Below are 25,602 nucleotides of genomic sequence, written 5' to 3'. Positions count from 1 at the left end.
CGCGATCCGTCAGTCGCCGCGGTTCGCCACGACGTACGCAGGCTCCTCAGGCGCAGGCTGCCGTCCGGATACCGACCGGTTCTCGTTCTGCTGTGACGCTGCCCGCCGCTCGCGCGACCGTGGGCTCCAGCGCACGCGTGTGGCGGTGTCGACCAGCACCGCACCGACGAGACGGGTCCGCATCCCCCTCAGCATCGACGCGGCAGTGGTGAAGTCGACGACGTGGGTTTCGTTGCGCGTGGCGACGAGGATGGCGGCATCCGCGAACGCCGCCAGCACCGACGCATCGGTGGCGGGCGACATGGCCGGTGCGGCAACGAAGATCGCGTCGCCCCGCTTACGCAACTCCTCGAACAACTCGATGACACCCGTCGGCGAAGTGAGCCGGTGCCGATTGTCGACGAGCGTCCCGCAGTGGATGACCGACGGACTCTCCGCGCCATGATCTTCCAGGATCTCGTCGATCGACCGGCTGCCGATGACGGCGTCATTGAAGCCTGCGCCGCCGATCATCGGTGACGCGACCGTGCCCGCCCTGTCGTCCGCATGGACGAGGATGGTTCGGGCACCACGCTTCGCGGACAGTTCGGCGAGTGCCTCGGCGACGCCCCGCGCTTCACTTCCGCCCTGTGCGTCGGTCACGACGACAACGCCCGGCTTGGGTGAGCACTCGGCGTCGACGGTGTTCGCCAATTCGCGTAACCGTTCCTCCCGCAGAGGAGTTCCGGCCTGCGGGTGAGCGCCCGCCGGCAGTTCGACCAACGGCCGGACGCCCGTGCGATTCCGGATGTCCGAGAGGGTGCTCAGTCGGCTCGACAACACCGCCAGGCCCAGCGCTGCCAGGATCCCGAGCAGCAGTCCACCGAGGGCGCCGGTCATCACGTTGAACGTGGTCGCCGGCGAGATCTCGGTGACACCTGCGCGGGGATTGAGGCTGAGGAGTTCGTTGGTCGTGGTGGTCTTCAGCTCGTCGATCTGAGTCAGCAGGGCGGTGTAATACGGGTTCGCCGACCCGTCGGGCGCAAGCGGCGCCACAGTGCCGAGCTGGTTCTGCAGGTCGGCGAGCAGTGTTTCCCGGCCCTTCCGGGGCGCCCTGTTGACGTCCTCGCTGAACGCCTGGGCCATCGTCTCGGCGGCGTCCTGCGCGATCTCCGGATCCCGGGCGGTCGCCTCGATGGAGAGGATCGGGCTCGCACCCGCGGTGCGGGCCTCCACGGTCACGTCCCGCGGAACGGACTCCGCGTTCTTGAGCCGCTCGACGGTGCCCGGATCGTTGATCAGAGTCAGGTAGCCGATCACCATCACGGCATCCTGCTCGGGTGCCCGACCGGAGAGCAGCACCGTGGACTTACCCACGTAGCTGGTTCCGGCGTTCACCGAAACCGCCAACCCGGCGAGAACCCCCAGGGCGACGCCCACCGCGACGACCCACCATCTCCTGCGGACCTGCTCCAGGCGGTACTTCGACGTGAGCTCCACTTTCATCCCCTTTCGGCGACCGATGCACCGAGACGAATACAGATCCTCTGCAACGCTGAGCACATCCATGTCGATCGAACGACCACGACGCAAGGACCCCGCGAACAGAGTAGCAGCGAACGATGGCAGATCCTAGTCGAGCCGACTCCCCCGGCAAATTCTCAGCATCCTGCAAGAAAGGCGTTATGCGGCTTTTTCCGCTGGAAACGCCCCACGATGGCACACACGGTGCCTCCGCGCTACCGCGGGAAGTCACGCACCGGTCGGCGGTCGGACCCCCGCGCCGCCATGACTGCGCACCGGAGGTGCACCACAGAGGTCGTCCATATCCGCAAATACGTACATGCAGTCATACGACCCTCCTGGCAAACTCACGAAACCACACCTCCAGGGACAGCAGGGTCCAGATCCGCGACTGCTCGTCGCGTCTACCCGACCCATGGGCGGTGAGCAGAGTGCGCACCGCTGCCGGCTCGAAGTTCGCGCCGACGAACGACGACGGCCCGGTCAGGAGGTCGAAGGCCATGTCCCGCAGGCCGCCGCGGAGCCAGCTGTCCAACGGCACCTTGAAACCGACCTTCCGACGGTCGACGATGTCCGCGGGCAGGTGCCGCCGGGCGACCTCTTTGACGACCCACTTGGTGGTGCCGCCGCGAACCTTGACACTGCTCGGCAAGGCAAAAGCGAGCTCGACGAGACGGTGGTCGAGGAACGGCGGGCGAAGCTCGAGCGACGCCGCCATGGACATCCGGTCGCCACGCTCGAGCAGGTTGTCGGCCAGCCAGGTGTGCGCGTCGGCATAGAGCATCCGGCTCAGAGCGTCGCCCCGGCCTTCGAGATATGGGGCCAGGGCGTCGCGGGACGGTGGCCGCCCGATCATCTGCGTGCGTTCGGCGGCGGTGAACGGCGCGAACCAGCCGCGCATGCGCTCCGCGTGAGAGGTCTCCGACATGGCGCGCATGGCCGTACCCAACCGCGCTGCTCGCGGGGGCAGAGAATGCTCGATCAGCCGCATCGCCGGAGTGGGCAGCGAGCCGGCCCATCGCGTCAGGCCGGCGAACTTGCATTTCGGATAACCCCCGAACAGTTCGTCGCTGCCCTCACCGGAGAGCACCACCTTGACGTGCCGGCGCGCAGTCTGCGCGAGGCGGAACACCGCGACGTCGGCCGGCTCCGAGAGCGGGGCGTCCCGATGCCAGCTCAGCGCCGACCACGCCTGCCGGAAGTCCTCAGGGGTCACCACGACTTCGTGATGGTCACTGCCGATGAGGTCGGCCACCCTGCGCGCGTGGCGTGTCTCGTCGAGCCGGTCGTCCCCGAATCCGGCGGAGAACGTCTGGAGTCGTTGCGAGCGAGGTTCTTTCGCAGCGAGTGCGCTGATCAGACTGCTGTCCACGCCACCGGAGAGATAGGTCCCGACCGGCACGTCGGCGACCAGCGCCTCGCGCACCGACGCGGTCAGCGCCTCGCCCACGAGGTGGACGGCGTCCCGTGGACTCGTCTTGCGCTGCTCAGCGCTGTTGGGCACCTGCCAGTAGCTGCGGCAGGTGAGGGTGCCGTCACGCCGGACGACGAGATGATGACCCTGGGGCAGCTTGCGGACGCCCTTGATCATGGTGTGCGGGGCCGGCAGGGATCGGTGCGCGAGGTAGTCGTGCAGGCTGCTGTCGTCGATGCTCGGGTTCCGGATGACCGGGAACAGTGCCTTGATCTCCGACGCGAACGCGAACACCCTGCCGTCGAGGAAGTAGTAGAGCGGCAGTATCCCGAGGCGGTCACGGAACAGGTGGGTCTCGTCGGTCGCCGTGTCCTGCACGGCGTAGGCGAACTGCCCGCGCAACCGGCTCACCCCGGCGGCCCCGTACTCGGCATACAGCGCGAGGAGCACTTCTGTGTCGCCGTCGGTGCGGAAGGGGTAGCGGCTCTCCTGCCGGAGCTGTCGGTAGTTCAGGATCTCGCCGTTGAACACCAGATGGGCACTGCCACCGGCGTCTTCCATGGGTTGCCGCGAGCCCGCGGTGTCGATGATCGACAACCGGGTGTGCGCCAGCCCGCAGGAGCCACCCGTCCACAGGCCGCTGTCGTCCGGTCCCCGGTGCTGCAGACTCCCGGCCATCGCGGCAAGGACGGAACGGTCGACGGGCGAGCCGTCGAGGTTCCGCACCCCGGCTATCCCGCACATGAAGCACCCCGACACATGACCCGGCCACATCCCTTCCGACCGCTTCGTCGGCCCCCGCCTTGGAAATCGCTGTGAGTCTACTGGGGATCGACGCCGGAGCTAATCGTTTCCTGAGAATGACGTCAGCGAACTCGTAGGCCTATTAATTTGCCATCACTGCATCACGTTGCCCGCTGTCTGCCATAACTGCTGTTGATCGTCGCGACAATCGCGCTCGCCATCATTTGCCGTATCTGCATTCGCCAACCTGGTTGCCGGTCCTCTATCATCAGCGGCAAAGGCGACCCCGTGCCGACGACGGGCGCATCGCGGTACTCGTCAGACGGGGGAAGCGCCGAGCATGCCAGCGAGTGATGTCCGCGATGCACCACGCCGCCCGGAGGCGGTCGCGGCGCGGCGCGTCCGCGTGATGTACGTGGTGCCCGATCTCCGGGTCGGAGGTGCGGAGCGCCATGTCGTCGCGTTGATGCCGAACCTCGATCTGGCCCACTTCGACACCGCCGTCGTGTGCATCGGCGAAGAAGGAGCCCTCTTCGGCGAACTCGCAGGGTCCGCCGTCCATGCAGTGGCACTGAACCGCAACAAGCGCCAGGCTGTGCGGGCGGTACGCGACCTGACCCGCGAGATGCGGGCCTTCGCACCCGATGTGGTGCTCACCCGCGGGTACAACGCCGAGACACTCGGCCGGATCGCGGCGCGGCTGGCGGGGGTGCCGCACAGTGTCGTCTGGGTCCACAACCACGGCGACACCACACCGCGCGGGCTGATCCGCCGTCTGGCTGATCGCGCACTGGACCGCGTCACCAGTGCCTACTACGGCCTCGTCAGAACCCAGGTCGACTATCTGGTGAACGACCTCGGATACCCGGCGGAGAAGGTCCATCTGATCCACAACGGTGTCGATCCGGACGCCTTCGACTCCACCGATGACCGCAGCGCAATACAGGGACACCAGATCGGCGAGGCCGACCGGGTGGTCGGCACATTCGCGATGCTTCGACCGGAGAAGGACCACGAAACCCTGGTGCGGGCAGCACGATTGGTGGTCGACCGGTTACCGGACACGAAGTTCCTGGTCGTCGGCGACGGCGCGACACGATCGGACATCGAACGCCTCGTCGTCGAGCTCGGACTCACGAATCATGTCGTGCTGACCGGCGCCCGCACCGACGTGCCTGCGCTGCTGCGCGCCATCGACGTCTTCGTTCTCAGCTCCGCGACGGTGGAGTGTTTTCCGATCTCACTGCTGGAGGCGATGGCTGCGGGGCGGCCCGCCGTGTGCACTGCGGTGGGTGGCGTGCCCGAGATGATCCAGGAGGGCAGCACGGGCTACCTGGTGCCGCCCCGCGATCCCGGTGCGCTCGCCGAGCGGCTCGTCGCGGTCCTGTCGGACCGGGAGCTCGCACACCGGATGGGGCGCGCGGCGCGCTCCCGCGTCGAGGAGTCGTTCAGCCTGCGGGCCAGCGTGGCGGCGACCGAAGGTGCACTCCGCGCCCTCGTGGGCGAATCCTGTCCGCGCGGGGGCCCGCTTCGCCTGACCGTGGTCCTCGACGTCACCTTCGTCGGCGGCGCCGAGATGTTGCTCCTGGATCTCTTCAAGCACCTCGACCCGGAGGTCGTCGCACCGCGGCTGGTGTGTCTGCGCGACCCGGGACCGTTGGCCGCCGACTTCCTGGCGGCGGGGTTCGAGGTCGAGGTGCTGCACAGGTCCGGCAGATTCGATGTACGCACCCTGCCTCGCCTCGTCCGCTCACTGCGCCGGGCGCGGACCGACGCGGTCCTCGTGACACACCACCACCGCGCATCCCTTGCGCTGGGCCGCATCGCCGCGCGATGGGCACGGGTTCCCAGCCTGGTGGCGGCGCACGACATGGACCTCGTCGCATCGGGTCAGCGGGTGCTTCCGCGTTGGGCGGTCAACACACTCGCGATGTCGGATGCGCTCGTCCTGCTCTCTGCCGGTCAGGGGGACTATCTGCACCGCGAGGAAGGCGTCGGCGATCACCTGCTCGCGACCACGCGCGAAGTCGTCATCCCGAACGGGATCGCACTGCCTGCTGCCGCCACCCCGGAGCAGCGGGCGCGCGCACGGCGCCTCCTCGACGCCGAGGACGGAGATGTCGTGGTCGGTGTCGTGGCCCGCCTGAGCGCCCAGAAAGCGCACCAGGTGCTGTTCGAGGCTGTCGCGAAGTGCGCCGCATCGGTGCCGCGGATCCGACTTGTCGTGATCGGCGGCGGAGAACGCGACGGCGAGCTGCGCGAACTGGCGCGTGCCCTCGACATCCATCCGCGCACAAACTTTCTCGGCATCCGCCGAGACGTGCCCGACCTGCTCCCCGGGCTCGACGTGGCATGCCTCTCGTCGGTGCACGAAGGTGTGCCGATCACCCTGATCGAGGCGATGGCGGCCGGCGTTCCCATCGTCGCCACCGACTGCGGGTCGGTGCGCGACGTGGTCACCGACGGCGAGAACGGATTCGTGGTCCCCGTCGGGGATGTCGCCGGCTTCGCCGATCGACTGCAGTTACTGGCCGGCGATCCCCTGCTGCGAAAACGGCTGGGCCGGAACGGGCGACGTCGCTCAGAGGTGGACTTCCGCATCGAGAACACCGCCCGCCGATACGAGGAGTTGCTCAGCGATGTCGTGGCACGCAAAGGATGAAGAAATGAATCGGCACGTCCTGATCCTGGTCGAGAACCTCTCGGTGCCCTTCGACCGGCGCGTCTGGCAGGAGAGCCGAGCCCTGGTCGACGCCGGCCACCGCGTCACCGTCATCTGCCCGCGGGGTACGAAACAGGACACCGAGGACGAGGTGACGATCGACGGCGTCCGCATCCTGCGGTACTCCCTGCGTCCCGCCGTCGGGGGTCCGGTCGGCTACCTCCGCGAGTACTCCGTCGCACTGTGGCACACCATGCGGCTGGCCCTCGCCGTGCACCGCCGCCATCCCGTCAACGTCGTCCACTCCTGCAATCCGCCGGACCTGTTCTTCGTGGTCGCCATCATGCTCCGGATCCTCGGGGGTGCCCGGTCGGTGTTCGACCAGCACGACCTCGTTCCCGAACTGTTCCAGTCGCGCTTCGGTTCGGGCGGCAGGACGCTGTATTGGTTCACCCGGGCACTCGAGCGTCTGACGTTCCTGTGCGCCGACGCTGTCATCTCCACCAACGAGAGCTACCGGCGAGTCGCGATCGAACGCGGCAAGATGCGGCCGGACCGGGTGTCGGTGGTCAGGAGCGCCCCCGACCTCGCCCGCTTCGTCCAGCGCGCCGCCGATCCGGGACTGCGCAACGGGAAGCGCTATCTGGGAACGTATCTGGGCGTGATGGGACCCCAGGACGGCGTGGACTACGCCCTGCGGGCGATCGCCCACCTGCGCCATGAACTGGGGCGTGACGACGTCCACTTCGTCTTCATGGGCGCAGGCGATGCGTTCGACGCGATGGTGGCGCTGTCGGGGGAACTGGGCATCGCCGACATCGTCGAGTTCACCGGCCGGGTGCCCGACGAGTACGTCCAGCGTTGCCTGTCCAGTGCCGACATCTGTCTGTCGCCGGATCCGAAGAACCCGCTCAACGACGTCTCGACGATGAACAAGGTCGTCGAATACATGGCCATGGCACGGCCTTTGGTGTCCTTCGATCTGGTCGAGGCGCGGGTGTCCGCGGGAGAAGCGGCCGTATACGTACCCGCCAACGACGAGGTCGCCTTCGCCGTCGCGATCGGCGAACTGCTCGATCAACCTGACCGGCGAGCGGCCATGGGGAGATACGGACGGGACCGCGTCGAGCGCGATCTGTCGTGGGAGACGTCGCGGCGGAATCTGATCGAGTTCTACCGGAACGTGTTCACCACCCTCGACGACCACCGCCCGCAGGCCGATGCCCCCGCGGTACAGCCTGACCCGGTGCGCTGATCCAGCACAAAGGGGCCCGAAGTCAGAGGGCCCCTTCGGTTTCCGCGCACCGGAAACCGGCGTGGTGGACGATCCCGGTCGGCGCGATGTCGTTCTGCCGGTAGTAGCCCTCTTTGTAGTAGACCGACGGCGCCGGCGTACCGGGAATGAGCGTCCGGACCCGATACGTTGTCGAACCGTCAGTGAAGGTCTGGCGCGCACCGTCCAGCCAGAGCTCCACGAACCCGTCCTCGTCCGAGGTCGACCAGCGGACGTGCATCTTGACGTCGTGCCACCGCCCCGCGTCCAGCGGCGTCCTGAACAGCGGCACGGTGTCGAGGTACTGCCCGGGCGCGGACTGCCGTGCCGCGAGCAGCGTCCACTGCCCGTTCTGCTCGCCGACGCCCCAGTTGAGGGGTGGGGAGCCCGCGTCGGCGTCGCCGTGCCACTGATTGGTCACTCCCCAGCCGAGATCGGCGTGGTCACCGGGGAAGCCGGGATCGAAACGCGTGGCGAACCGGTACCAGCGCTCCTGGCCGGCGCGCCCGCCCGAGTTGTCGTCGCCGCTCACCTCGGAACGCTCACCTCCGCCGAACGGCGGCACGTCGCCACGTCGGACCTCGAAGCGAGCCGCGTGGCCGTACTGGGGATCCGGCACGACCTCGGCCGAGGACGACCCCGGGAACTCGGCACCGGGGCCGTTGTATCCGGGGCACTGAACCGACCACTGCCGGAAATCGCCTGTGCTGTAATCGCCGAGGAACCGGAGTTCGCTGCTCACCCCGACGATGCGCGGGGCGGGCGCCGGTCCGCGCGGCGGTGTCGCGACCTCGGTCGGCCTCACCGCGCATCCCCCGGCCACCGCTGCGGCCGCGGCCAACGACAGGCGAGCGAAGGTGCGACGCCCGATGCGCGCGGTGTCCGTCCCGGTGTTCGTCACGGTATTTCCGTCGACCATGGTCACCAGCATGCCATGGGAGCCGATGGCGCGTCATGGCCGAGGAAACTCGGACACAACGTGGGTGGTGGTCCTGACGCACATCAACAGCCATATTTCGCAAATCGGAGGTGGTACGGTCTCGCACGTTCTACATGTGTAATCCGCTCATCGGTATGCCTCACAGAGAACTATCCGATGCGGCGCCGTCACCTCCGGCGCGGTACAGTTGTCGCGGTGCGGGCAAACACGCCCACGTATGCGCCCCGTGTCCAGCTCGAACCCTGAGGTTGACGATGCAGATGCTCAAACGCCCGGACGACGCCCGCACGTCCGAACAGGTGATGCAGCACTACGAAGTCGAGCGCGGACTGGCGGGCGTCCTGCGCGACGCCCCGAGGGAGCGCCGCCTCGGCCTGTACAGCCAGCTGTACGACGAGCTCTTTCAGCGGGTGCCCACGCACCCGCAACTGACCAGGAAGAGCTCACCCGCCGACACGCGCGAGTTGGTCGACCAGCAGATGCGGTTCCTGCGCCGTTTCCTGTCGCCCGGCGCGACCTTCCTCGAGGTCGGTGCGGGAGATTGCACGTTGTCCGCCGAGGTCGCCGCTCACGTCGAGCGCGTGTACGCGGTCGACGTCTCGGTCGAGGTCGCGAGTGCCGGTGCGCTACCGGCGAACGGCGAACTCGTCCTGTCCGACGGCTGCAGCATTCCCGTGCCGCCCAACAGCGTTGACGTCGCGTACAGCAACCAGCTGATGGAGCACCTCCATCCCGACGACGCAGAAGAACAGCTCAGGAACCTGCACCGCGCACTCGCCCCTGGCGGTCGCTACGTCTGTGTGACACCGAATCGCCTCAACGGCCCCCACGACGTCTCGCAGTACTTCGCCTACGATGCCTGCGGATTCCACCTCAAGGAGTACACCACCGGTGAACTCCGCCGGCTCTTCTCCTCGGTGGGCTTCCGCGAGAGCATCGCGCACGTCCGGGTGCTCGGACGCTTCTACGCCGTCCCGAACTGGTTGCCCGCCATGGCTGAACGCGTGCTGGAACTGTTGCCCCGCAAGCTGTCCCGGGCGCTGGCCCGTCGGGTGCCGTTCCGGTGGGTGCTCGGCATCTATCTCGTCGGCGTCAAGTAGCCCGCGCCGGACTGCTCCGCGCTACATGCGGCGGGCGAGGTCATCCTCGCCGCCGGTCTGCCGCGGATGGTCCGGTGCGACCGGGACCGGCCCGGCGCCCGGGCGCGCCTCCGCGGGCCCGGCCGCCGCGGGCGGGGCGGCCTGCTGGCGCTCCTCGCGATCACGGCTCTCGCGTGCCTCGCGTTCGCGGTCGACCTCCTCGCGGCGCGACTCCTCCGGCCGGGACTCGCCGGCGTCGTCGCGGCCCTGCTGCGGTGCGCCCGCGCCGCCGGGTGTGCCCTGGCCGCCGGGCGCCTGACCGGTGCCCGTCCCCTGAGGCGCCCCGGCGCCGGGCGTGCCCGCGCCCTGCGGCTGAGCCTGCTGACCGGCCGCCGGCGACCCGCCACCCTCGGGCTTCATTCCTTCGAAGGCCTTCATCAGAGGCTGCATCAACTGTCCGAACTGGCCGGTGAGACCGCTGGCCTGCTGCCCGCCCTGACCGGCCATCTGGCTCATCTGGCCGAGCTGACCCAGCATGCCGGTGAGCTGCCCGACCGCCTGGCCGCCCTGGTCGTCGGCGTTGGTGTAGGCGGACTCGGCCGCAACCAGCTTGCCGGAGAACATGTTCTCCTTGGCCTGCAGCGTGGCGACGTTCGCGGTCAAGGAGGCGGCCATCGTCGGCAGCACCCCGGCGATGGTCATGCTCATCGCGTCCTGACCCGGCTGGATCATCGGGACCTCGGGCAGTTCGACCGAGGCGGCGTTCCAATTGATGCCTTCCGGCTTCTCCAATGGGCTGCCCACAGCTACTCCCTCACCACTCGTCGTCGTCGTCGATGTCGTCGTCGTATTCCAGCGGCGCCGGGATGGCCAGCGACGCCGTCGTCCCGCCGCTGGTGCCACGCTGGCCGGCACCCATCATGGGGCCCATGCCGCCGCCCATGCCGCTGGCACCGGCGGCCACCGGGGCCAACCCGCCCGCGGCGGTGGCCGCTGCGGCCTCCGCCGGAGCCGTGCTCACCGGATTGGTCTTGACCAGGGACGACATCAGCGGTGTCTGCGGTGACACCCCGCCCGATCCGGGTGTCGACGCGGCCTTGACCATGCCGGAGCCGCCGCCCGGCCCACCGCCGCCGGCCAGCGGATGCTTGGAGAACTGCGAGAACGGCGCGCCCGCAGGACCGATCGCGTCCGCTTTGCCGCCCTTGCCGAACATCGACGTCAGCTGCTGCAGCGGCTGCGACAGCGTCTGCATCATCTGCTGCGGCACCTGGGTGACCATCTGACCGATCTGCTGGGGCAACTGTGCCGCCATCGATCCCATCTGGGTGGCCATCTGCATCATCTGCTGCATGCCCTGGCCGCCGCCCTCGCCGGCGGCCTTGGCCGCATCTTCGGCTTCGTCCTTGCCCTGCGTCCCGGGCGCGGCGCCGACCATCGGGATGCTGGGCGGCACGGCGAGGGTGTTGGCGAGCTCCGTGGTGTTGGCGGTGACGAACGCGATGTTCTGCGAGAGGCCCATCTTGATGCGGCTCTGCACCAACTCCTGGGCGTTGCTGAACGGCATCATCGACAGCGCCTCGCACTCGCGCTGCACCTCGACCGCGGTGGCGTTGGCCAGCAGCTTGGTCTTGACGACGGTGGCCTCCATGGCGCGCAGCTTCGCCGCGATCGCCGCCGCCTGCGCGCCGTTGGCCTCGTGGCCGCCGATGATCGTGGTCGCCTCACCCTGGGCGGCCAGCGAACCACCGCCCATCCACTTCTCGGAGAGGCCCATCAGCTGGGTCTGCTGTTGCGGCACCACCGTGCCGGTGATCTTGGCGGCCAGCGCCTCGAACTTCGCCGCGGCCGCGGCGAGCTGTTCCTCGTCGACGTTGGGCCAGCCCGGCCCCGTCACCGTCTGTGATCCGAACGGACTGCTCTCCGGCTGGATCGCCACTGCAACGGCCCCCTTACGCGTTCGTCCGCCGTGTCATCCGACACTACCGTGCGCGTGGGTGTTTGCTGCGCAGCAATTTCCGGCCGCCGGGGCGGGCGGTCAGCCGAGGATGAGGCCCGACGTCGGCACCCCGGTGCCTGCGGTGACCAGGACGTGCTCGACGTCGGGCACCGGATTCACCGACGTGCCGCGGAGTTGACGCACGCCCTCGGCGATGCCGTTCATCCCGTGGATGTACGCCTCGCCGAGTTGGCCGCCGTGGGTGTTGATCGGCAGCCGGCCGCCGATCTCGATGGCGCCGTCGGCGATGTAGTCCTTGGCCTCGCCCCGGCCGCAGAAGCCGAGTTCCTCGAGCTGGATCAGCGTGAACGGCGTGAAGTGGTCGTAGAGGATCGCGGTCTGGATGTCCGCGGGCGACAGGCCGGACTGCTCCCAGAGTTGCCTGCCGACCAGTCCCATCTCGGGCAGGCCCAGCTCCGGCCGGTAGTAGCTCGTCATCGAGTACTGATCGGGGCTCGAGCCCTGCGACGCCGCCTCGATGACCGCGGGCCGGTGCTTGAGGTCCTTGGCCCGCTCCGCCGACGTGATCACCAGCGCGACACCGCCATCGGTCTCCTGGCAGCAGTCCAGCAGCCGCAGCGGCTCGGCGATCCACCGCGAATTCTGGTGGTCGTCGATCGTGATCGGCTTCTCGTAGAAGTACGCCTTCGGGTTTTTCGCCGCATGTCTGCGGTCCGCGACCGACACGGCGCCGAAGTCCCTGCTGGTGGCGCCGGACAGCTGCATGTAGCGCCTGGCGATCATCGCCACCTGCGCCGCCGGTGTCGACAGGCCGTGCGGATAGGAGAACGAGTTGTCCACGCCGGTCGCATCCGCGTTCTCCACCAGCCGCATCTGCACCTGGCCGAACCGCATCCCGGACCGCTCGTTGAACGCGCGGTAGGCCACCACGCAGTCCGCGACCCCGGTGGCCACCGCGATCGCCGCCTGCTGGACGGTCGCGCACGCGGCGCCGCCGCCGTGGTGAATCTTGGAGAAGAACTTCAGCTCGCCGATGCCGGTCGCACGGGCGATCGCGACCTCGGTGTTGGAGTCCATCGTGAACGTCGTCATGCCGTCGACGTCGGCAGGGGTCAGGCCCGCGTCGTCCAGCGCGTCGAGCACCGCCTCCGAGGCGAGCCGGAGCTCACTGCGGCCGGAGTTCTTGGAGAAGTCGGTCGCGCCGATGCCGACGATCGCGGCCTTGCCCGACAGCGGCCCGCTCACGCGCCGCCTCCGACGGTGAGCGTGGCGTTGGCGATGACGTGATCGCCGAGACTGTTGCTGCCCACGATCTTCAGGGTGACGAGGCCGTCCTCGACGGCGGTGACCTCACCCCGGAACGTGACGGTGTCGTAGGCGTACCAGGGCACGCCGAGCCGCAGTCCGATCGATCTGATCCTCGCGTCCGAACCCGCCCAGTCGGTGATGTAGCGCTGCACCAGACCGGTGTCGGTGAGGATGTTGACGAAGATGTCCTTGGACCCCTTGGCCTGCGCCTTGTCCCGGTCGTGATGGACGTCCTGGTAGTCGCGCGTCGCGATCGCGGTCGACACGATGAACGTCGGGTCGCCGTAGAGCGCGAGTTCGGGCAGTTTCGTCCCGACCTCCAGGCCGGACACCACCTCGGCGGCGCTCATGCGGCCGGCTCCCAGGCGTAGAGCGTCCACGCCGGACCGGAGTCACCGGCGGGGAAGTCGATGTACGTTGCGCGAACCGGCATTCCGATCTCCACGGTGGCGGGGTCGACATTGCGGAGTTCGCCGAGCATGCGGACGCCCTCCTCCAGTTCGACCAGTGCGATGACGAAGGGCAGTGTGCGGCCCGGCACCTTCGGTGCGTGGTGCACCACGAAACTGAACACGGTGCCGGCACCGGACGCGACCTGGTAGTCGGTCTGCTGCTCCTTATCCAGCCACAGTGCGGGCACCGGCGGGTGCACCAGCGTGCCGTCGCCGCGCCTCTGGATGCGCAGTTCGTGTTCGTTGACGCCGTCCCAGAAGAACTTGGTGTCCTTCGACGACGACGGCCGCATCATCTGATCGGCGTCCAGATCGTCGGGCACCGGCGCCGCGGTGGCCGCTGCGTCCTGGTCCGCGGGCCTGAACTTCATGATCCGCCAGTTCATCTCGGCGACGGGGTTGTCGTGGTCGTCACCGACGGTCCAGGTGATCTTCTGGTTGATGAAGTAACCCTCGCCGAGCGCCGTGCGCTTGGGCCCGATCACGTCGGTGAGTTCGGCGCTGATGCTGACGTCCTCGCCGGGGCGTAGGTAGCGATGGTAGGTCTGCTCGCAGTTGGTGGCGACGACGCCGACGTAGCCCGCCTCGTCGAACAGGTTCATCATCTTGCTCAGCGGGTCGTCGTCGGAGCGGTGACCCTTCAGCCCGGCCATCGTCCACACCTGGATCATCGCCGGCGGGGCCACGATCCCCGGGTGCCCGGCGGCCTGCGCCGCCGCCTCGTCGACGTAGATCGGGTTGCTGTCGCCGATCGCGTCCACCCAGTGCCGGATCATCGGCTGATTCACCGGATCGGGTCCGACGCGCGGCTCACTGCGGCCCGCCGCCTTGATCTCGTCGATGGCAGCGGAGAAGTCACTCATCGTGGCACCCTCGGCACCTGCAGGCCGGCCGCCGCGATCATCTCGCGCATCACCTCGTTCACCCCACCACCGAAGGTGATGACGAGATTGCGCTTGGTCTGGCTGTCGAGCCAGTCGAGCAGCTCACCGGTCGCGGACTCCGCCGGGTTGCCGTACTTGCCGACGATCTCCTCGGCGATCCGGCCCACCTTCTGGATGCGCTCGGTGCCGAACACCTTGGTGGCCGCGGCATCGGCGACCAGGATGGTCTCGCCGCCGGCCGCGACCTGCCAGTTGAGCAGTTCGTTGATCCGCCAGATGGCCTTGATCTCGCCGAGCAGACGTTTGACGTCGTCGTGGTCGATCGGGGTGACGCCGTCGCCGCCCGGCTTGGACGCCCACGCGTGCACCCGGTCGTAGATGGCGGCGACCTTGCCCGCTGGGCCCAGCATCACGCGCTCGTGGTTGAGCTGGGTGGTGATCAGCTTCCAGCCCGCGTTCTCCTCACCCACCAGCATGTCGGCGGGCACCCGGACGTCCTCGTAATAACTGGCATTGGTGTGGTGGGCGCCGTCGGACAGGATGATCGGGGTCCACGAGTAGCCCGGATCCTTGGTGTCCACGATCAGGATCGAGATGCCCTTGTGCTTCGCGGCTTCGGGATCCGTGCGCACCGCCAGCCAGATGTAGTCGGCGTCGTGCGCGCCGGTGGTCCAGATCTTCTGGCCGTTGACGATGTACTCGTCACCGTGCCGCACCGCCGACGTGCGCAGCGACGCCAGGTCGGTGCCCGCCTCGGGCTCGGAGTAGCCGATCGCGAAGTGCACCTCGCCGGCGAGGATGCCCGGGAGGAACTTCTTCTTCTGCGCCTCGGTGCCGTACACCTGCAGCGTCGGGCCGACGGTCTGCAGTGTCACGGCGGGCAGCGGCACGTCGGCCCGGGCGGCCTCGTTGACGAAGATCGACTGCTCGACCGGTCCCAGGCCCAGCCCGCCGAACTCCTTGGGCCAGCCCATGCCCAGCTTGCCGTCGGCGCCCATGCGCTTGATGACGGCGCGGTAGGCCTCGTTGTGCCGGTCGGACTCCATCGCCTCGGCCTCTTCGGGCGTGATGAGCGTCGAGAAGTACTGCCGCAGTTCGGCTTGCAGCTGGCGCTGCTCGGGGGTCAGTTCGATGTACATTGCGCTCCCACCAGTTCGAGACGATGCGAGGGACCGCCCAGCAGGCGGGTCAGGTCCTTGATCGTGGAGTAGTAGCGGTCCATCGGGTAGGTGATGTCCATACCCATGCCGCCGTGCAGGTGATGGCACGTCTGCATCACCGGCGGCGCCTGTGACGTCAGCCAGTAGCCCAGCACGTCGAGGTCCTCGTCGGCGTCCCTGCCCTCGGCGAGCCGCCACACCACCGACGTCGACGCCAAGGCCAGTGTGCGAGAGGCGATGTAGACCTCGGCGAGTTGGGCGGCAACTGTCTGGAACGTCGAAAGCGGCCGGCCGAACTGGTGCCGGTTGGCCACGTAATCGGCGGTCAGCCGAAGGGCGCCTGCGACGAGTCCCGCGGCGAACGCACCCGTCGCCGCGAGCACCAGCTGGTTGACGCGGTGCACTGAGTCGGATGTCGCCCCGAGCACGTCCGACTCGGGTACCGCGACGGCGTCGAACGTCACCACGTACTCGTCGGAGTGGTTGGCGGCCGGCGTCCTGGTCAGCGTCACCCCGTCGGCCTTCGCCGAGACGACGACGACACCGCTGTCGGTGGTGACGGTCAGCCAATCCGCCTGTTCGGCATACGGAACGCCGATCTTCGTGCCCGTGAGCTTGCCGCCGGACAGGCGGGTCGAGGGCCGTTCGGGCAGCGAACTACCCGGCTCGTTGACTGCAGCCGTGAGCACGCCACCCTTGGCGACACCGGCCAGGAAGCGGTCCTGCTGCTCGTCGGACGCCAGATCGAGCAGCGGCAACAGTCCGAGGCCCAGCGTCGCCAGCGCCGGGCTGACGGTGCCGTGCCTGCCGATCTCGGTGAGCGCGGTGGTGATCTCGGGTAGACCCAGCCCGTCACCACCGAGACGCTCGGGCACCCCGAAGGCGACGACGCCGCCGTCGACCAGTGCTTGCCAGCTGTTGTCCCTGCCGAGCGCCGATGTCACCACGTCGGCGACAGCCTGCTGCCCCTCGTCTGGGCTGAAATCCACCCGAATCCTCCTTGATTCAGCGCACGAAGCTAGCGAGTGGCCCCGGTGTAGTCGACCTGCCAGTGCTTGATGCCGTTGAGCCACCCCGAACGTAGCCGTTCCGGCTCACTGACGGGCTTGAGATCCGGCATGTGGTCGGCGACCGCGTTGAAGATGAGATTGATGGTCATCCGCGCCAGGTTGGCCCCGATGCAGAAGTGCGCACCGGTGCCGCCGAAGCCCACGTGCGGATTCGGGTCGCGCAGGATGTTGAACGCATGTGGATCCTCGAAGACGTCTTCGTCGAAGTTGGCCGAGCGGTAGGACATCACCAGCCGCTGGCCCTTCTTGATCTGGACGCCCGCGAGCTCGGTGTCCTCGAGGGCGGTGCGCTGGAACGCCGAAACCGGCGTGGCCCAGCGGATGATCTCGTCGGCGGTGGTGGACGGACGCTCCTTCTTGTACAGCTCCCACTGATCGGGATTCTGCGAGAGCGCGATCATCCCGTGGGTGATCGAGTTGCGGGTGGTCTCGTTGCCCGCCACCGCCAGCATGATCACGAAGAAGCCGAACTCGTCGTCGGAGAGCTTCTCGCCGTCGATGTCGGCCTGGATGAGCGTGGTGACGATGTCGTCGGTCGGGTTCTTGCCCCGCTCGTCGGCCATCGCCATCGCGTACATGATGAGTTCCATCGACGACTGCGCGGGGTCGACGTCGGCGAACTCGGGGTCCTCGCCGCCGGTCATCTCGTTCGACCAGCGGAACAGCTTGTCGCGATCGTCCTGCGGCACCCCGAGCAGACCCGCGATGGCCTGCAGCGGCAGTTCGCAGCTCACCTGCTCGACGAAGTCACCGGTGCCCTCCGACGCGGCGGTCTTGGCGATGTTCTGCGCGCGCTGCGAGAGCTCCTCCTCCAGCCGCCCGATCGCCCGCGGCGTGAAGCCGCGCGAGATGATCTTGCGCAGCCGGGTGTGGTGCGGCGCGTCCATGTTGAGCATCACGCTGCGCTGCAGTTCGATCTGCTCGAACTGCATCTCCTTCGGCCAGACCGGGATCGCGCCGTTCTGCCAGCTGGAGAAGACGTCGCTGCGCCGCGACACCTCCTTGACGTCGGCGTGCTTGGTGACGAGCCAGTAGCCCTTGTCGCCGAAGCCGCCCGTGCCGCCGGGTACGTCCACCCAGTGGATGGGTTCGGACTTCCGTAGCTCGGCGAGCTGCTCGACGGGCAACGCCTCGAGGTTCACGTCGGGATCGAGGAAGTCGAAGTCGGCGGGGATGTTGAGGGGTGCCATAGCAGTGCGCTCCTAATTGCAACGTGTTCTAGTGCCAGTAAAACACGGCTTCACCGCAGATCAAAGGCACCAGTTGATCCCCGCTTGTCAGACTAATGAAACGTGTTCTAGCCTGGCGGAATGGGTAACCCTGTCATCGTCGAAGCCACCCGCAGCCCGATCGGCAAGCGCAACGGATGGCTCTCCGGCCTGCACGCGACCGAGCTGCTGGGCGCCACGCAGAGGGCTCTGGTCGAGAAGGCCGGCATCGATCCCGCCGAGGTGGAACAGGCCATCGGTGGCTGTGTCACGCAGTACGGCGAACAGTCCAACAACATCACCCGGGTGGCCTGGCTGACCGCGGGGCTGCCCGAGCAGGTGGGCGCCACCACGATCGACTGCCAGTGCGGCAGCGGCCAGCAGGCCAACGGCTTGATCGCGGGCCTGATCGCCGCGGGCGCCATCGACGTGGGCATCGCCTGCGGCATCGAGGCGATGAGCCGTGTCGGTCTCGGCGCCAACGCCGGGCCCGATCGGTCGAGGATCCGCGCCGAGTCGTGGGACATCGACATGCCCAACCAGTTCGAGGCCGCCGAGCGCATCGCCAAGCGGCGCGGCATCACCCGCGAGGACATCGACGCGTTCGGGCTGGCCTCGCAGCGCAAGGCCGCTCAGGCGTGGGCCGAGGGCCGGTTCGACCGCGAGATCAGCGGCATCGAGGCGCCCGTGCTCGACGAGAACAAGCAGCCCACCGCCGAGCGCCACGTGGTGACCCGCGACCAGGGTCTGCGCGAGACCACCGCAGAAGGCCTCGCCGCGCTGAAACCCGTGATGGAAGGCGGCATTCACACCGCGGGGACGTCGTCACAGATCTCCGACGGCGCCGCGGCCGTGCTGTGGATGGACGAGGACAAGGCCAGGGCGCTGGGGCTCACCCCGCGGGCGCGGATCGTCAGCCAGGCGCTCGTCGGCGCCGAGCCCTACTACCACCTCGACGGCCCGGTGCAGTCGACGGTCAAGGTGCTCGAGAAGGCCGGCATGAAGATCGGCGACATCGACATCACCGAGATCAACGAGGCGTTCGCGTCGGTGGTGCTGTCGTGGGCGCGCGTGCACGAGCCCGACATGGACCGCGTGAACGTCAACGGCGGAGCGATCGCGCTCGGCCATCCGGTGGGCAGCACGGGCAGCCGGCTGATCACCACGGCGCTGCACGAACTCGAACGCTCCGACAAGACGACGGCGCTGATCACGATGTGCGCCGGCGGGGCGCTGTCCACCGGCACGATCATCGAGCGGATCTAGTGCCCATCACCGACACCGACCGGATCGCGGCCGCGCAGGCCTACATCGACGCGCTGGTCAGCCACCAGGCCGACGCCGTCCCGTTCGCCCCCGGCTGCACCCGCGTCGAGATCGGCATCAAGACCGGCTTCTCCGGAGATCATCTGCGGCGCAGCCTGAACCGCGGACCGCAGTACAAGGTGATCGAATCCTCCACCACACCGGAGTTCACCGTCGACGGCGACCGGGTGCGTGCCCGCTTCGACCTGGCGACGAAGCCCCGTGTCGGCGGCGTGCGGGTGGGCGCCCACATCGACGAGACGTTCCACATTCCCGCCGACGGTCTGATCCACCGCATCGACGCCCGAATCCGCCCGTTCATCATCAGATAGGTTGACCGGTATGGCCGAACCCTCACGCCCGTTGAGCGGCAAGCAGATCGAGAGCCTGAACTCCGCCAAGGTCGGCACCGCGATCAAGTGGATGTCGAAAGCTCAGACCTGGCTGTTCAAGAAGTCCAACGGCAAGCTCGGCAACAAGTTCCTGCGCGGCGCCGAGGTCGGCATCCTGACCACCACCGGCCGCAAGTCCGGTGAGCCGCGGGACAGCCCGCTGCTGTTCCTGCAGGAGGGCCGGCGCATCGTGCTCGTCGCCTCGCAGGGCGGCCGCGCCACCAACCCGATGTGGTACCTGAACTTGAAGGCCGACCCGAAGGTCAGGTTCCAGACCAAGGCCGGGGTGTCCGACCTGATCGCGCGTGACGCCACCGACGCCGAACGCGACGAGTACTGGCCGAAGCTGGATGCGATGTACGCCGACTTCGCCAACTACCGGTCCTACACCGACCGCAAGATCCCGATCGTCATCTGCGACCCGGCGTAACGCCGTCCGGCGCGTTTGCGAGACGCCGTCGCGGGCTATCTACCCGCCATGGCCGATGATTCGCACCCGATCCGCAATTCGGGCTTGGTCAAGTGGGCGATGAAGTCGTTCGCCCGTGGCCACATCTGGGTGTACCGCAACACCGGCGGACGGCTCGGCTCCCGACTGCTGTGGTTCCCGGCAGCGCTGCTGACGACGACCGGACGCAAGTCGGGCCTACCGCGCACCACCCCGACGCTGTATCTGCGCGACGGCGACAAGGTGGTGCTGCCCGCGTCGTTCGGCGGCCGCGCCACCGACCCGGTCTGGTACCTGAATCTGAAGGAGAACCCGAAGGTGCAGGTCCAGGTGGGGCCGCAGCAGCGGGAGATGACCGCGCGCGACGCCACCGACGAGGAGCGCGAACGCTACTGGCGCTACCTGACGAAGATCTATCCGCCCTACCGCAACTATCGCGACGCCACCGACCGGGTAATCCCGCTGGTGGTCTGCGAACCCTGAGGAACGGCCCGGTCAGGCGCCGAACACCGGTAGCGGCGTGCGCGACTTCGCGAGCAGATCGCTGACGACCGGTCCGATTTCGGCCGGATCCCACCGGTCACCCTTGTCTATCTCGGCGCCCCGCGCCCAGCCCTCGGCGACGCGGATGATGCCGCCCTCGACCTCGAAGACCCTGCCGGTGACGTCCTTGGACTCGGCGCTGCCCAACCACACGACCAGCGGCGAGATGTTCTCCGGCGCCATGGCATCGAAGTCCTTGTCCTGCGTCGACATCATGTCGGCGAACACCGTCTCGGTCATGCGGGTGCGCGCGGACGGGGCGATGGCGTTGACACTGACGCCGTAGCGTCCCATCTCCGCGGCGGCCACCAGGGTCAGGGCCGCGATGCCGGCCTTCGACGCGCTGTAATTCGCCTGTCCCACACTGCCTTGCAGGCCCGCGCCGGAGCTGGTGTTGATGATGCGGGCATCTCGGGTGTCGCCGGCCTTGGACTGTGCCCGCCAATAGGCCGCTGCGTGCCGCATGGTCGCGAAGTGGCCCTTGAGGTGCACGGCGGTGACGGCGTCGAATTCCTCCTCGCTGGTGTTGGCGAACATCCGGTCACGGACGATGCCCGCGTTGTTCACCAGCACGTCGAGGCCGCCGAAGGCGTCCACTGCGGTCTGGATGAGGCCTTCGGCCTGCGCCCAGTCGGCGACGTTCGCTCCGCTGGTGACGGCTTCGCCACCGGCAGCGGTGATCTCGTCGACGACACCCTGCGCCGCACTGCCGCCGCCCGCCGGTGATCCGTCGAGGCCGACCCCGATGTCGTTGACCACCACGCGCGCGCCCTCGGCGGCGAACGCCAGTGCGTGCGCGCGGCCGATACCGCCGCCGGCTCCCGTCACGATGACCACGCGGCCGTCGAGAAGTCCCATCCCTGTTGTCTCCCTTATCGCTTGATGTCGGCGGTGGTGGTCGCCAGGTAGTGCGGCGGCTCACCGCCACCGTGTACTTCCAGTGAGGCGCCACTGATGTAGGACGCGGCGTCGGACGCCAGGAACGCCGTGGCCCAGCCGACGTCGGCAGGGGTGGCCAGCCGGCCGAGTGGGACGTTGCGCGAGATGGCGGCGATGGAATCGGCGTCGCCGTAGAACAATTCGGCCTGCTCGGTCTCGACCATGCCCACCACCACCGAGTTCACCCGCACCTTCGGCGCCCATTCGACGGCCAGGGTGGTGGTCATGCTCTCCATGCCCGCCTTCGCCGCCCCGTAGGCCGCGGTGCCCGGGGTCGGGCGCCGGCCGCTGACACTGGCGATGTTGACGATCGACCCGCCGCGGTCCTGTGTCTGCATCACCGCGTTGGCGTGCGTCGAGAGCGACAGCGGGCCCAGCAGATTCAACCCGACGATCTTGGCGCTGAACTTCGCCGAAGCGTCGGCGGCCGGCACGTAGGGCGATCCGCCCGCGTTGTTGACCACGACGTCGAGGCGGCCGTGGCGTTCGACGATCGTGTCGATCAGGGCCTTCACCGAGTCGTCGTCGCGGACGTCGCAGGCGTGGAACTCGTAGGGCAGTCCGTCGACGGGCCGCCTCGCGCACGTCACGACCGTGGCGCCCTGACCGGCGAACACGGCGCTGATGCCTGCACCCACTCCGCGCACCCCGCCGGTCACCAGGACGACCCGGCCGGCCAGTTGCAGGTTGATTCCAGCGGCGTCGGTCACTGTGCTAGCGTACCAAGCAAGTGCTTGCTTAGGTAGCGACCCCTTTGAAGTGCACCAGGAGTCATTGATGACCATCACGTCCACGACCGTCGAGCCGGGCATCGTCTCGGTCACCGTCGATTACCCACCGGTCAACGCGATCCCGTCGCGCGGCTGGTTCGAACTCGCCGACGTCCTCACCGCGGCGGGCCGCGGCACCGCGACCCACGTGGTGATCCTGCGCGCCGAGGGCAAGGGCTTCAACGCCGGCGTCGACATCAAGGAGATGCAGAAGACCGAGGGCTTCACCGCACTCATCGACGCCAATCGCGGTTGCTACGAAGCCTTCCGGGCGGTGTACGAGTGTGCGGTGCCGGTGGTCGCGGCCGTCAACGGGTTCTGCGTCGGCGGCGGCATCGGACTGGTCGGCAATGCCGATGTCATCGTCGCGTCCGACGACGCCACGTTCGGGCTGCCGGAGGTGGAGCGCGGCGCCCTCGGCGCGGCCACCCACCTGTCGCGGCTGGTTCCGCAGCACATGATGCGCCGGCTGTTCTTCACCGCCGCGCGAGTCGACGCGGCCACGCTGCACCACTTCGGCTCGGTGCACGAGGTGGTGCCGCGGGCGGACCTCGACGAGGCAGCACTGCGCGTCGCACGCGACATCGCGTCGAAGGACACCCGCGTGATCCGCGCCGCGAAAGAGGCGCTCAACTTCATCGACGTGCAGCCGGTGAACGCCAGGTACCGCATGGAGCAGGGCTTCACCTTCGAGCTGAACCTCGCGGGCGTGTCCGACGAACACCGGGACGCCTTCGCGGGAACCAGCAAGAAGGACGGGGAACGGTGATCCGGCGGGCACGAGCGAAGCGATCGGGGATTCGATGACAGACAAGCGGACGACGCCCGACGAGGCCGTCGCCTCGATCGAGAGCGGCATGACGATCGGCATCGGCGGCTGGGGGTCCCGGCGCAAACCGATGGCCCTGGTGCGGGCGCTGCTGCGCACCGACGTCACCGACCTCACCGTCGTCACCTATGGCGGACCGGACCTCGGACTGTTGTGCTCGGCGGGCAAGGTCAAGCGGGTCTACTACGGCTTCGTCTCACTGGACTCCCCGCCCTTCTACGATCCATGGTTCGCCAAGGCCCGGACGTCCGGCGCCATCGAGGCCCGCGAGATGGACGAGGGCATGTTGCGCTGCGGCCTGCAGGCGGCGGCACAACGGCTGCCGTTCCTGCCGATCCGCGCCGGCCTCGGCAGCGACGTACGGGCGTTCTGGGGCGACGAACTGAAGACCGTGCGCTCGCCCTATATGACCGGCGACGGATACGAAGAACTCGTCGCGATGCCTGCGCTGAATCTCGACGCGGCACTGGTGCACATGAATCTCGGGGACGCCGCGGGCAATGCGGCCTACACCGGCATCGACCCCTACTTCGACGACCTGTTCCTGATGTCGGCCGAGCGCCGGCTGCTGTCGGTCGAGCGGGTGGTGGCCACCGACGAGCTGGTGAAGGCCGTTCCGCCGCAGGCACTCCTGATCAACCGGATGATGGTCGACTCCGTGGTCGAAGCACCCAACGGCGCCCACTTCACCACGGCCGAACCCGACTACCGGCGCGACGAGAAGTTCCAGCGGCACTATGCCGAGGCCGCCGGATCCGACGAGAGCTGGGCGGCGTTCGTCGCCACCTATCTGTCCGGCAGCGAGGCCGACTACCAGGCCGCGGTGCGCGACTTCAAGGAGCAGAACTCATGACCGCCGCGACCCGAGCCGAGGTGTGCGCCGTCGCGTGCGCCGAACTGTTCCGCGACGCAGGCGAGATCATGGTCAGCCCGATGGCCAACATGGTGTCCGTCGGCGCGCGCCTGGCGCGGCTGACGTTCTCCCCCGACATCGTGCTGACCGACGGCGAGGCCCGCCTGCTCGCCGACACACCCGCACTCGGCGCCACCGGGGCGATCGAGGGGTGGATGCCGTTCGGCCGGGTCTTCGAGACGCTGACCTGGGGGCGGCGGCACGTCGTGATGGGTGCCAACCAGATCGACCGGTACGGCAACCAGAACCTCTCGGCGTTCGGCCCGATCCAGCAGCCGAAGCGGCAGATGTTCGGCGTCCGCGGCGCACCCGGCAACACCATCAACCACGCGACCAGTTACTGGGTCGGCGGACACAGCTCGCGGGTGTTCGGCGAGTCCGTCGACATCGTGTCCGGAATCGGCTGGGACAAGGTCGATCCCGAGAACCCGGCATACCGGTTCACCAACGTCTTCCGGGTGGTGAGCAACCTCGGGGTGTTCGACTTCAACGGCCCGGACCGGCAGATGCGCGCGGTGTCGCTGCACCCCGGCGTCGACGCAGGCCAGGTCGCCGAGAACACCGGCTTCGAGGTGCACGGCCTCGATTCGGCCGAGCCGACGCGGCTGCCCACCGACGAAGAACTGCGCCTGATCCGAGAGGTGATCGACCCGAAGTCACTGCGTGACCGGGAGATCCGGTCGTGAGCAGGCTCCAGACGCCGCTGACCGAGCTGGTCGGTATCGAACATCCGGTGGTACAGACCGGGATGGGTTGGGTCGCCGGTGCGCGGCTGGTGTCGGCGACGGCCAACGCAGGCGGGCTGGGCATCCTCGCGTCGGCGACGATGACGCTCGACGAACTGCAGACCGCCGTGACCAAGGTGAAGTCGACGACCGACAAGCCGTTCGGCATCAACATGCGTGCCGACGCCGGTGACGCCAACGAACGGGTCGACCTGCTCATCCGCGAAGGCGTCAAGGTGGCCTCGTTCGCGCTGGCGCCCAAACCCGAGCTGATCGCCCGCCTCAAGGACGCGGGTGTGGTGGTGATCCCGTCGGTGGGCGCCGCCAAGCACGCCAAGAAGGTGGCCGGCTGGGGCGCCGACGCGGTGATCGTGCAGGGCGGCGAGGGCGGCGGACACACTGGCCCCGTCGCGACCACGTTGCTGCTTCCGTCGGTGCTCGACGCCGTCAAGGACACCGGCATGCCGGTGATCGCCGCCGGCGGGTTCTTCGACGGCCGCGGGTTGGCCGCGGCGCTGTCCTACGGTGCGGCCGGCGTCGCGATGGGCACCCGCTTCCTGCTGACCTCGGATTCGACGGTGCCCGAGGCGGTGAAGCGGCGCTATCTCGAGGCCGCGCTGGATGGCACGGTGGTGTCGACCCGGGTCGACGGGATGCCGCACCGGGTACTGCGCACCGGGCTGGTCGAGAAGCTCGAGAGCGGATCTCCTGTGCGGGGTCTGGCCGCGGCGGTCGGCAACGCACAGAAGTTCAAGAAGATGACACAGATGAGCTGGCGGTCGATGATCAGCGACGGTGTGGCGATGCGGAAGGGCAAGGACCTCACCTGGTCGCAGGTGGTGATGGCCGCGAACACCCCGATGCTGCTCAAGGCCGGCCTGGTCGAGGGCAACACCGACGCCGGTGTGCTGGCGTCGGGTCAGGTGGCCGGGATCCTCGACGATCTGCCGTCGTGCGCGGAGTTGATCGACACCATCGTCGCCGATGCCGTGAAACACCTGCAGGCCGCGGTCTCGTACGTGCAGTAAGTCGCTCGAGCGTGAACCTCACGACGTTCTTGGGCCAAAATCGTCGTGACGTT

24 protein-coding genes are annotated in these 25,602 nt (G+C 68.2%); 11 read left to right on the top strand and 13 right to left on the bottom strand.

Annotation, left to right across the window (positions count from 1 at the left end):
* Positions 1-9: 9 nt before the first annotated feature.
* Both ACPCHZ_RS07330 and asnB read right to left on the bottom strand, forming a co-directional pair.
* Positions 10-1,479, bottom strand: coding sequence for a tyrosine-protein kinase family protein (locus ACPCHZ_RS07330; RefSeq protein ID WP_423484140.1), 1,470 nt, complete (start codon positions 1,477-1,479; stop codon positions 10-12).
* Between the two features lie 349 nt (positions 1,480-1,828).
* Positions 1,829-3,661 carry an asparagine synthase (glutamine-hydrolyzing) gene (gene asnB / locus ACPCHZ_RS07325; RefSeq protein WP_423484139.1) on the bottom strand — a complete coding sequence of 611 codons (1,833 nt, stop codon included), beginning with the start codon at positions 3,659-3,661 and terminating at the stop codon, positions 1,829-1,831.
* A gap of 340 nt (positions 3,662-4,001) precedes the next feature.
* Here asnB and ACPCHZ_RS07320 point away from each other — a divergent pair, with 340 nt between their 5' ends.
* Positions 4,002-6,323: a glycosyltransferase gene (locus tag ACPCHZ_RS07320; protein ID WP_423484138.1), complete on the top strand. Its 2,322-nt coding sequence runs from the start codon at positions 4,002-4,004 to the stop codon at positions 6,321-6,323.
* Between the two features lie 4 nt (positions 6,324-6,327).
* A complete protein-coding gene (locus ACPCHZ_RS07315; RefSeq protein WP_423484137.1) occupies positions 6,328-7,578 on the top strand; it encodes a glycosyltransferase family 4 protein in 1,251 nt (416 codons plus the stop codon).
* 22 nt (positions 7,579-7,600) lie between these two features.
* Here ACPCHZ_RS07315 and ACPCHZ_RS07310 read toward each other — a convergent pair whose 3' ends face one another.
* On the bottom strand, positions 7,601-8,515 hold the full coding sequence (locus ACPCHZ_RS07310; protein WP_423484136.1) for a polysaccharide lyase: 915 nt from the start codon (positions 8,513-8,515) through the stop codon (positions 7,601-7,603).
* A 281-nt stretch (positions 8,516-8,796) separates the two neighbouring features.
* On the opposite strand from ACPCHZ_RS07310, the gene ACPCHZ_RS07305 reads away from it, so the two are divergent.
* A complete protein-coding gene (locus ACPCHZ_RS07305) occupies positions 8,797-9,636 on the top strand; it encodes a class I SAM-dependent methyltransferase (protein WP_423484135.1) in 840 nt (279 codons plus the stop codon).
* A 21-nt stretch (positions 9,637-9,657) separates the two neighbouring features.
* Here the strand turns inward: ACPCHZ_RS07305 and ACPCHZ_RS07300 are convergent, their stop codons facing one another.
* From ACPCHZ_RS07300 to ACPCHZ_RS07265, 8 genes are all read right to left on the bottom strand, one after another.
* Positions 9,658-10,419 (bottom strand): hypothetical protein, encoded by a 762-nt coding sequence (locus ACPCHZ_RS07300; protein WP_423484134.1) that lies wholly within the window; start codon positions 10,417-10,419, stop codon positions 9,658-9,660.
* A gap of 10 nt (positions 10,420-10,429) precedes the next feature.
* A complete protein-coding gene (locus ACPCHZ_RS07295; RefSeq protein ID WP_423484133.1) occupies positions 10,430-11,554 on the bottom strand; it encodes a hypothetical protein in 1,125 nt (374 codons plus the stop codon).
* A gap of 99 nt (positions 11,555-11,653) precedes the next feature.
* A complete protein-coding gene (locus tag ACPCHZ_RS07290) occupies positions 11,654-12,808 on the bottom strand; it encodes a lipid-transfer protein (RefSeq protein WP_423484674.1) in 1,155 nt (384 codons plus the stop codon).
* 8 nt (positions 12,809-12,816) lie between these two features.
* Complete coding sequence (locus ACPCHZ_RS07285) at positions 12,817-13,233, bottom strand: MaoC family dehydratase (RefSeq protein ID WP_423484132.1); 417 nt, start codon at positions 13,231-13,233, stop codon at positions 12,817-12,819.
* On the bottom strand, positions 13,230-14,198 hold the full coding sequence (locus ACPCHZ_RS07280; RefSeq protein WP_423484131.1) for a bifunctional MaoC family dehydratase N-terminal/OB-fold nucleic acid binding domain-containing protein: 969 nt from the start codon (positions 14,196-14,198) through the stop codon (positions 13,230-13,232). Before ACPCHZ_RS07280 ends, ACPCHZ_RS07285 begins: the two co-directional genes overlap by 4 nt.
* The gene (gene fadE29, locus ACPCHZ_RS07275; protein ID WP_264016135.1) at positions 14,195-15,358 is read right to left on the bottom strand and encodes an acyl-CoA dehydrogenase FadE29; all 1,164 of its coding nucleotides are present in this window, start codon (positions 15,356-15,358) and stop codon (positions 14,195-14,197) included. The genes ACPCHZ_RS07280 and fadE29 overlap by 4 nt, the downstream gene beginning before the upstream one ends.
* Positions 15,343-16,368 carry an acyl-CoA dehydrogenase family protein gene (locus tag ACPCHZ_RS07270; protein WP_423484130.1) on the bottom strand — a complete coding sequence of 342 codons (1,026 nt, stop codon included), beginning with the start codon at positions 16,366-16,368 and terminating at the stop codon, positions 15,343-15,345. The genes fadE29 and ACPCHZ_RS07270 overlap by 16 nt, the downstream gene beginning before the upstream one ends.
* A gap of 29 nt (positions 16,369-16,397) precedes the next feature.
* Positions 16,398-17,639 carry a cytochrome P450 gene (locus tag ACPCHZ_RS07265; RefSeq protein WP_423484129.1) on the bottom strand — a complete coding sequence of 414 codons (1,242 nt, stop codon included), beginning with the start codon at positions 17,637-17,639 and terminating at the stop codon, positions 16,398-16,400.
* Positions 17,640-17,759: 120 nt separating this feature from the next.
* Here ACPCHZ_RS07265 and ACPCHZ_RS07260 point away from each other — a divergent pair, with 120 nt between their 5' ends.
* The 4 genes from ACPCHZ_RS07260 to ACPCHZ_RS07245 are packed head-to-tail and all read left to right on the top strand — an operon-like array spanning position 17,760 to position 20,285.
* Positions 17,760-18,923 (top strand): steroid 3-ketoacyl-CoA thiolase, encoded by a 1,164-nt coding sequence (locus ACPCHZ_RS07260; RefSeq protein ID WP_423484128.1) that lies wholly within the window; start codon positions 17,760-17,762, stop codon positions 18,921-18,923.
* On the top strand, positions 18,923-19,294 hold the full coding sequence (locus ACPCHZ_RS07255; protein WP_423484127.1) for a hypothetical protein: 372 nt from the start codon (positions 18,923-18,925) through the stop codon (positions 19,292-19,294). The genes ACPCHZ_RS07260 and ACPCHZ_RS07255 overlap by 1 nt, the downstream gene beginning before the upstream one ends.
* Positions 19,295-19,304: 10 nt before the next feature.
* Positions 19,305-19,784, top strand: a complete 480-nt coding sequence (locus ACPCHZ_RS07250; RefSeq protein ID WP_423484126.1) for a nitroreductase family deazaflavin-dependent oxidoreductase — start codon at positions 19,305-19,307, stop codon at positions 19,782-19,784.
* A 48-nt stretch (positions 19,785-19,832) separates the two neighbouring features.
* Positions 19,833-20,285 (top strand): nitroreductase family deazaflavin-dependent oxidoreductase, encoded by a 453-nt coding sequence (locus tag ACPCHZ_RS07245; protein ID WP_423484125.1) that lies wholly within the window; start codon positions 19,833-19,835, stop codon positions 20,283-20,285.
* Between the two features lie 12 nt (positions 20,286-20,297).
* Here ACPCHZ_RS07245 and ACPCHZ_RS07240 read toward each other — a convergent pair whose 3' ends face one another.
* Both ACPCHZ_RS07240 and ACPCHZ_RS07235 read right to left on the bottom strand, forming a co-directional pair.
* On the bottom strand, positions 20,298-21,203 hold the full coding sequence (locus tag ACPCHZ_RS07240; protein WP_423484124.1) for an SDR family oxidoreductase: 906 nt from the start codon (positions 21,201-21,203) through the stop codon (positions 20,298-20,300).
* A 14-nt stretch (positions 21,204-21,217) separates the two neighbouring features.
* On the bottom strand, positions 21,218-21,994 hold the full coding sequence (locus tag ACPCHZ_RS07235) for an SDR family oxidoreductase (RefSeq protein WP_423484123.1): 777 nt from the start codon (positions 21,992-21,994) through the stop codon (positions 21,218-21,220).
* A gap of 67 nt (positions 21,995-22,061) precedes the next feature.
* Between ACPCHZ_RS07235 and echA20 the strand changes: the two genes are divergently transcribed.
* The 4 genes from echA20 to ipdC are packed head-to-tail and all read left to right on the top strand — an operon-like array spanning position 22,062 to position 25,549.
* Positions 22,062-22,823: a (7aS)-7a-methyl-1,5-dioxo-2,3,5,6,7,7a-hexahydro-1H-indene-carboxyl-CoA hydrolase gene (gene echA20, locus ACPCHZ_RS07230; protein WP_423484122.1), complete on the top strand. Its 762-nt coding sequence runs from the start codon at positions 22,062-22,064 to the stop codon at positions 22,821-22,823.
* A gap of 34 nt (positions 22,824-22,857) precedes the next feature.
* Entirely contained in the window at positions 22,858-23,736 is an 879-nt protein-coding gene (gene ipdA / locus ACPCHZ_RS07225) for a cholesterol ring-cleaving hydrolase subunit IpdA (protein ID WP_423484121.1), read from the top strand.
* Positions 23,733-24,482, top strand: coding sequence for a cholesterol ring-cleaving hydrolase subunit IpdB (ipdB, locus tag ACPCHZ_RS07220; protein ID WP_423484120.1), 750 nt, complete (start codon positions 23,733-23,735; stop codon positions 24,480-24,482). The genes ipdA and ipdB overlap by 4 nt, the downstream gene beginning before the upstream one ends.
* Positions 24,479-25,549: a (3aS,4S,5R,7aS)-5-hydroxy-7a-methyl-1-oxo-octahydro-1H-indene-4-carboxyl-CoA dehydrogenase gene (gene ipdC, locus ACPCHZ_RS07215; RefSeq protein WP_423484119.1), complete on the top strand. Its 1,071-nt coding sequence runs from the start codon at positions 24,479-24,481 to the stop codon at positions 25,547-25,549. The genes ipdB and ipdC overlap by 4 nt, the downstream gene beginning before the upstream one ends.
* The last annotated feature ends 53 nt before the right edge of the window (positions 25,550-25,602 follow it).

Origin of the sequence: Mycobacterium sp. NPDC050041, assembly GCF_049541695.1 — a bacterium.
Classification (GTDB): Bacteria; Actinomycetota; Actinomycetes; order Mycobacteriales; family Mycobacteriaceae; genus Mycobacterium.
The sequence above is the reverse complement of the archived record's forward strand: the minus strand, read 5'-3'. Positions and strand labels throughout refer to the sequence as shown.

Bases quoted from the DNA above. Each gene is read 5' to 3' on its own strand.
- ACPCHZ_RS07240 (WP_423484124.1), bottom strand. From the start codon at position 21,203: ATGGGACTTCTCGACGGCCGCGTGGTCATCGTGACGGGAGCCGGCGGC.
- ACPCHZ_RS07250 (WP_423484126.1), top strand. From the start codon at position 19,305: ATGGCCGAACCCTCACGCCCGTTGAGCGGCAAGCAGATCGAGAGCCTG.
- ACPCHZ_RS07285 (WP_423484132.1), bottom strand. From the start codon at position 13,233: ATGAGCGCCGCCGAGGTGGTGTCCGGCCTGGAGGTCGGGACGAAACTG.
- ACPCHZ_RS07260 (WP_423484128.1), top strand. From the start codon at position 17,760: ATGGGTAACCCTGTCATCGTCGAAGCCACCCGCAGCCCGATCGGCAAG.
- ACPCHZ_RS07265 (WP_423484129.1), bottom strand. From the start codon at position 17,639: ATGGCACCCCTCAACATCCCCGCCGACTTCGACTTCCTCGATCCCGAC.
- ACPCHZ_RS07315 (WP_423484137.1), top strand. From the start codon at position 6,328: ATGAATCGGCACGTCCTGATCCTGGTCGAGAACCTCTCGGTGCCCTTC.
- fadE29 (WP_264016135.1), bottom strand. From the start codon at position 15,358: ATGTACATCGAACTGACCCCCGAGCAGCGCCAGCTGCAAGCCGAACTG.
- ACPCHZ_RS07305 (WP_423484135.1), top strand. From the start codon at position 8,797: ATGCTCAAACGCCCGGACGACGCCCGCACGTCCGAACAGGTGATGCAG.
- ACPCHZ_RS07310 (WP_423484136.1), bottom strand. From the start codon at position 8,515: ATGGTCGACGGAAATACCGTGACGAACACCGGGACGGACACCGCGCGC.
- echA20 (WP_423484122.1), top strand. From the start codon at position 22,062: ATGACCATCACGTCCACGACCGTCGAGCCGGGCATCGTCTCGGTCACC.
- ACPCHZ_RS07245 (WP_423484125.1), top strand. From the start codon at position 19,833: ATGGCCGATGATTCGCACCCGATCCGCAATTCGGGCTTGGTCAAGTGG.
- ipdA (WP_423484121.1), top strand. From the start codon at position 22,858: ATGACAGACAAGCGGACGACGCCCGACGAGGCCGTCGCCTCGATCGAG.
- asnB (WP_423484139.1), bottom strand. From the start codon at position 3,661: ATGTGCGGGATAGCCGGGGTGCGGAACCTCGACGGCTCGCCCGTCGAC.
- ACPCHZ_RS07280 (WP_423484131.1), bottom strand. From the start codon at position 14,198: ATGAGTGACTTCTCCGCTGCCATCGACGAGATCAAGGCGGCGGGCCGC.
- ipdB (WP_423484120.1), top strand. From the start codon at position 23,733: ATGACCGCCGCGACCCGAGCCGAGGTGTGCGCCGTCGCGTGCGCCGAA.
- ACPCHZ_RS07320 (WP_423484138.1), top strand. From the start codon at position 4,002: ATGCCAGCGAGTGATGTCCGCGATGCACCACGCCGCCCGGAGGCGGTC.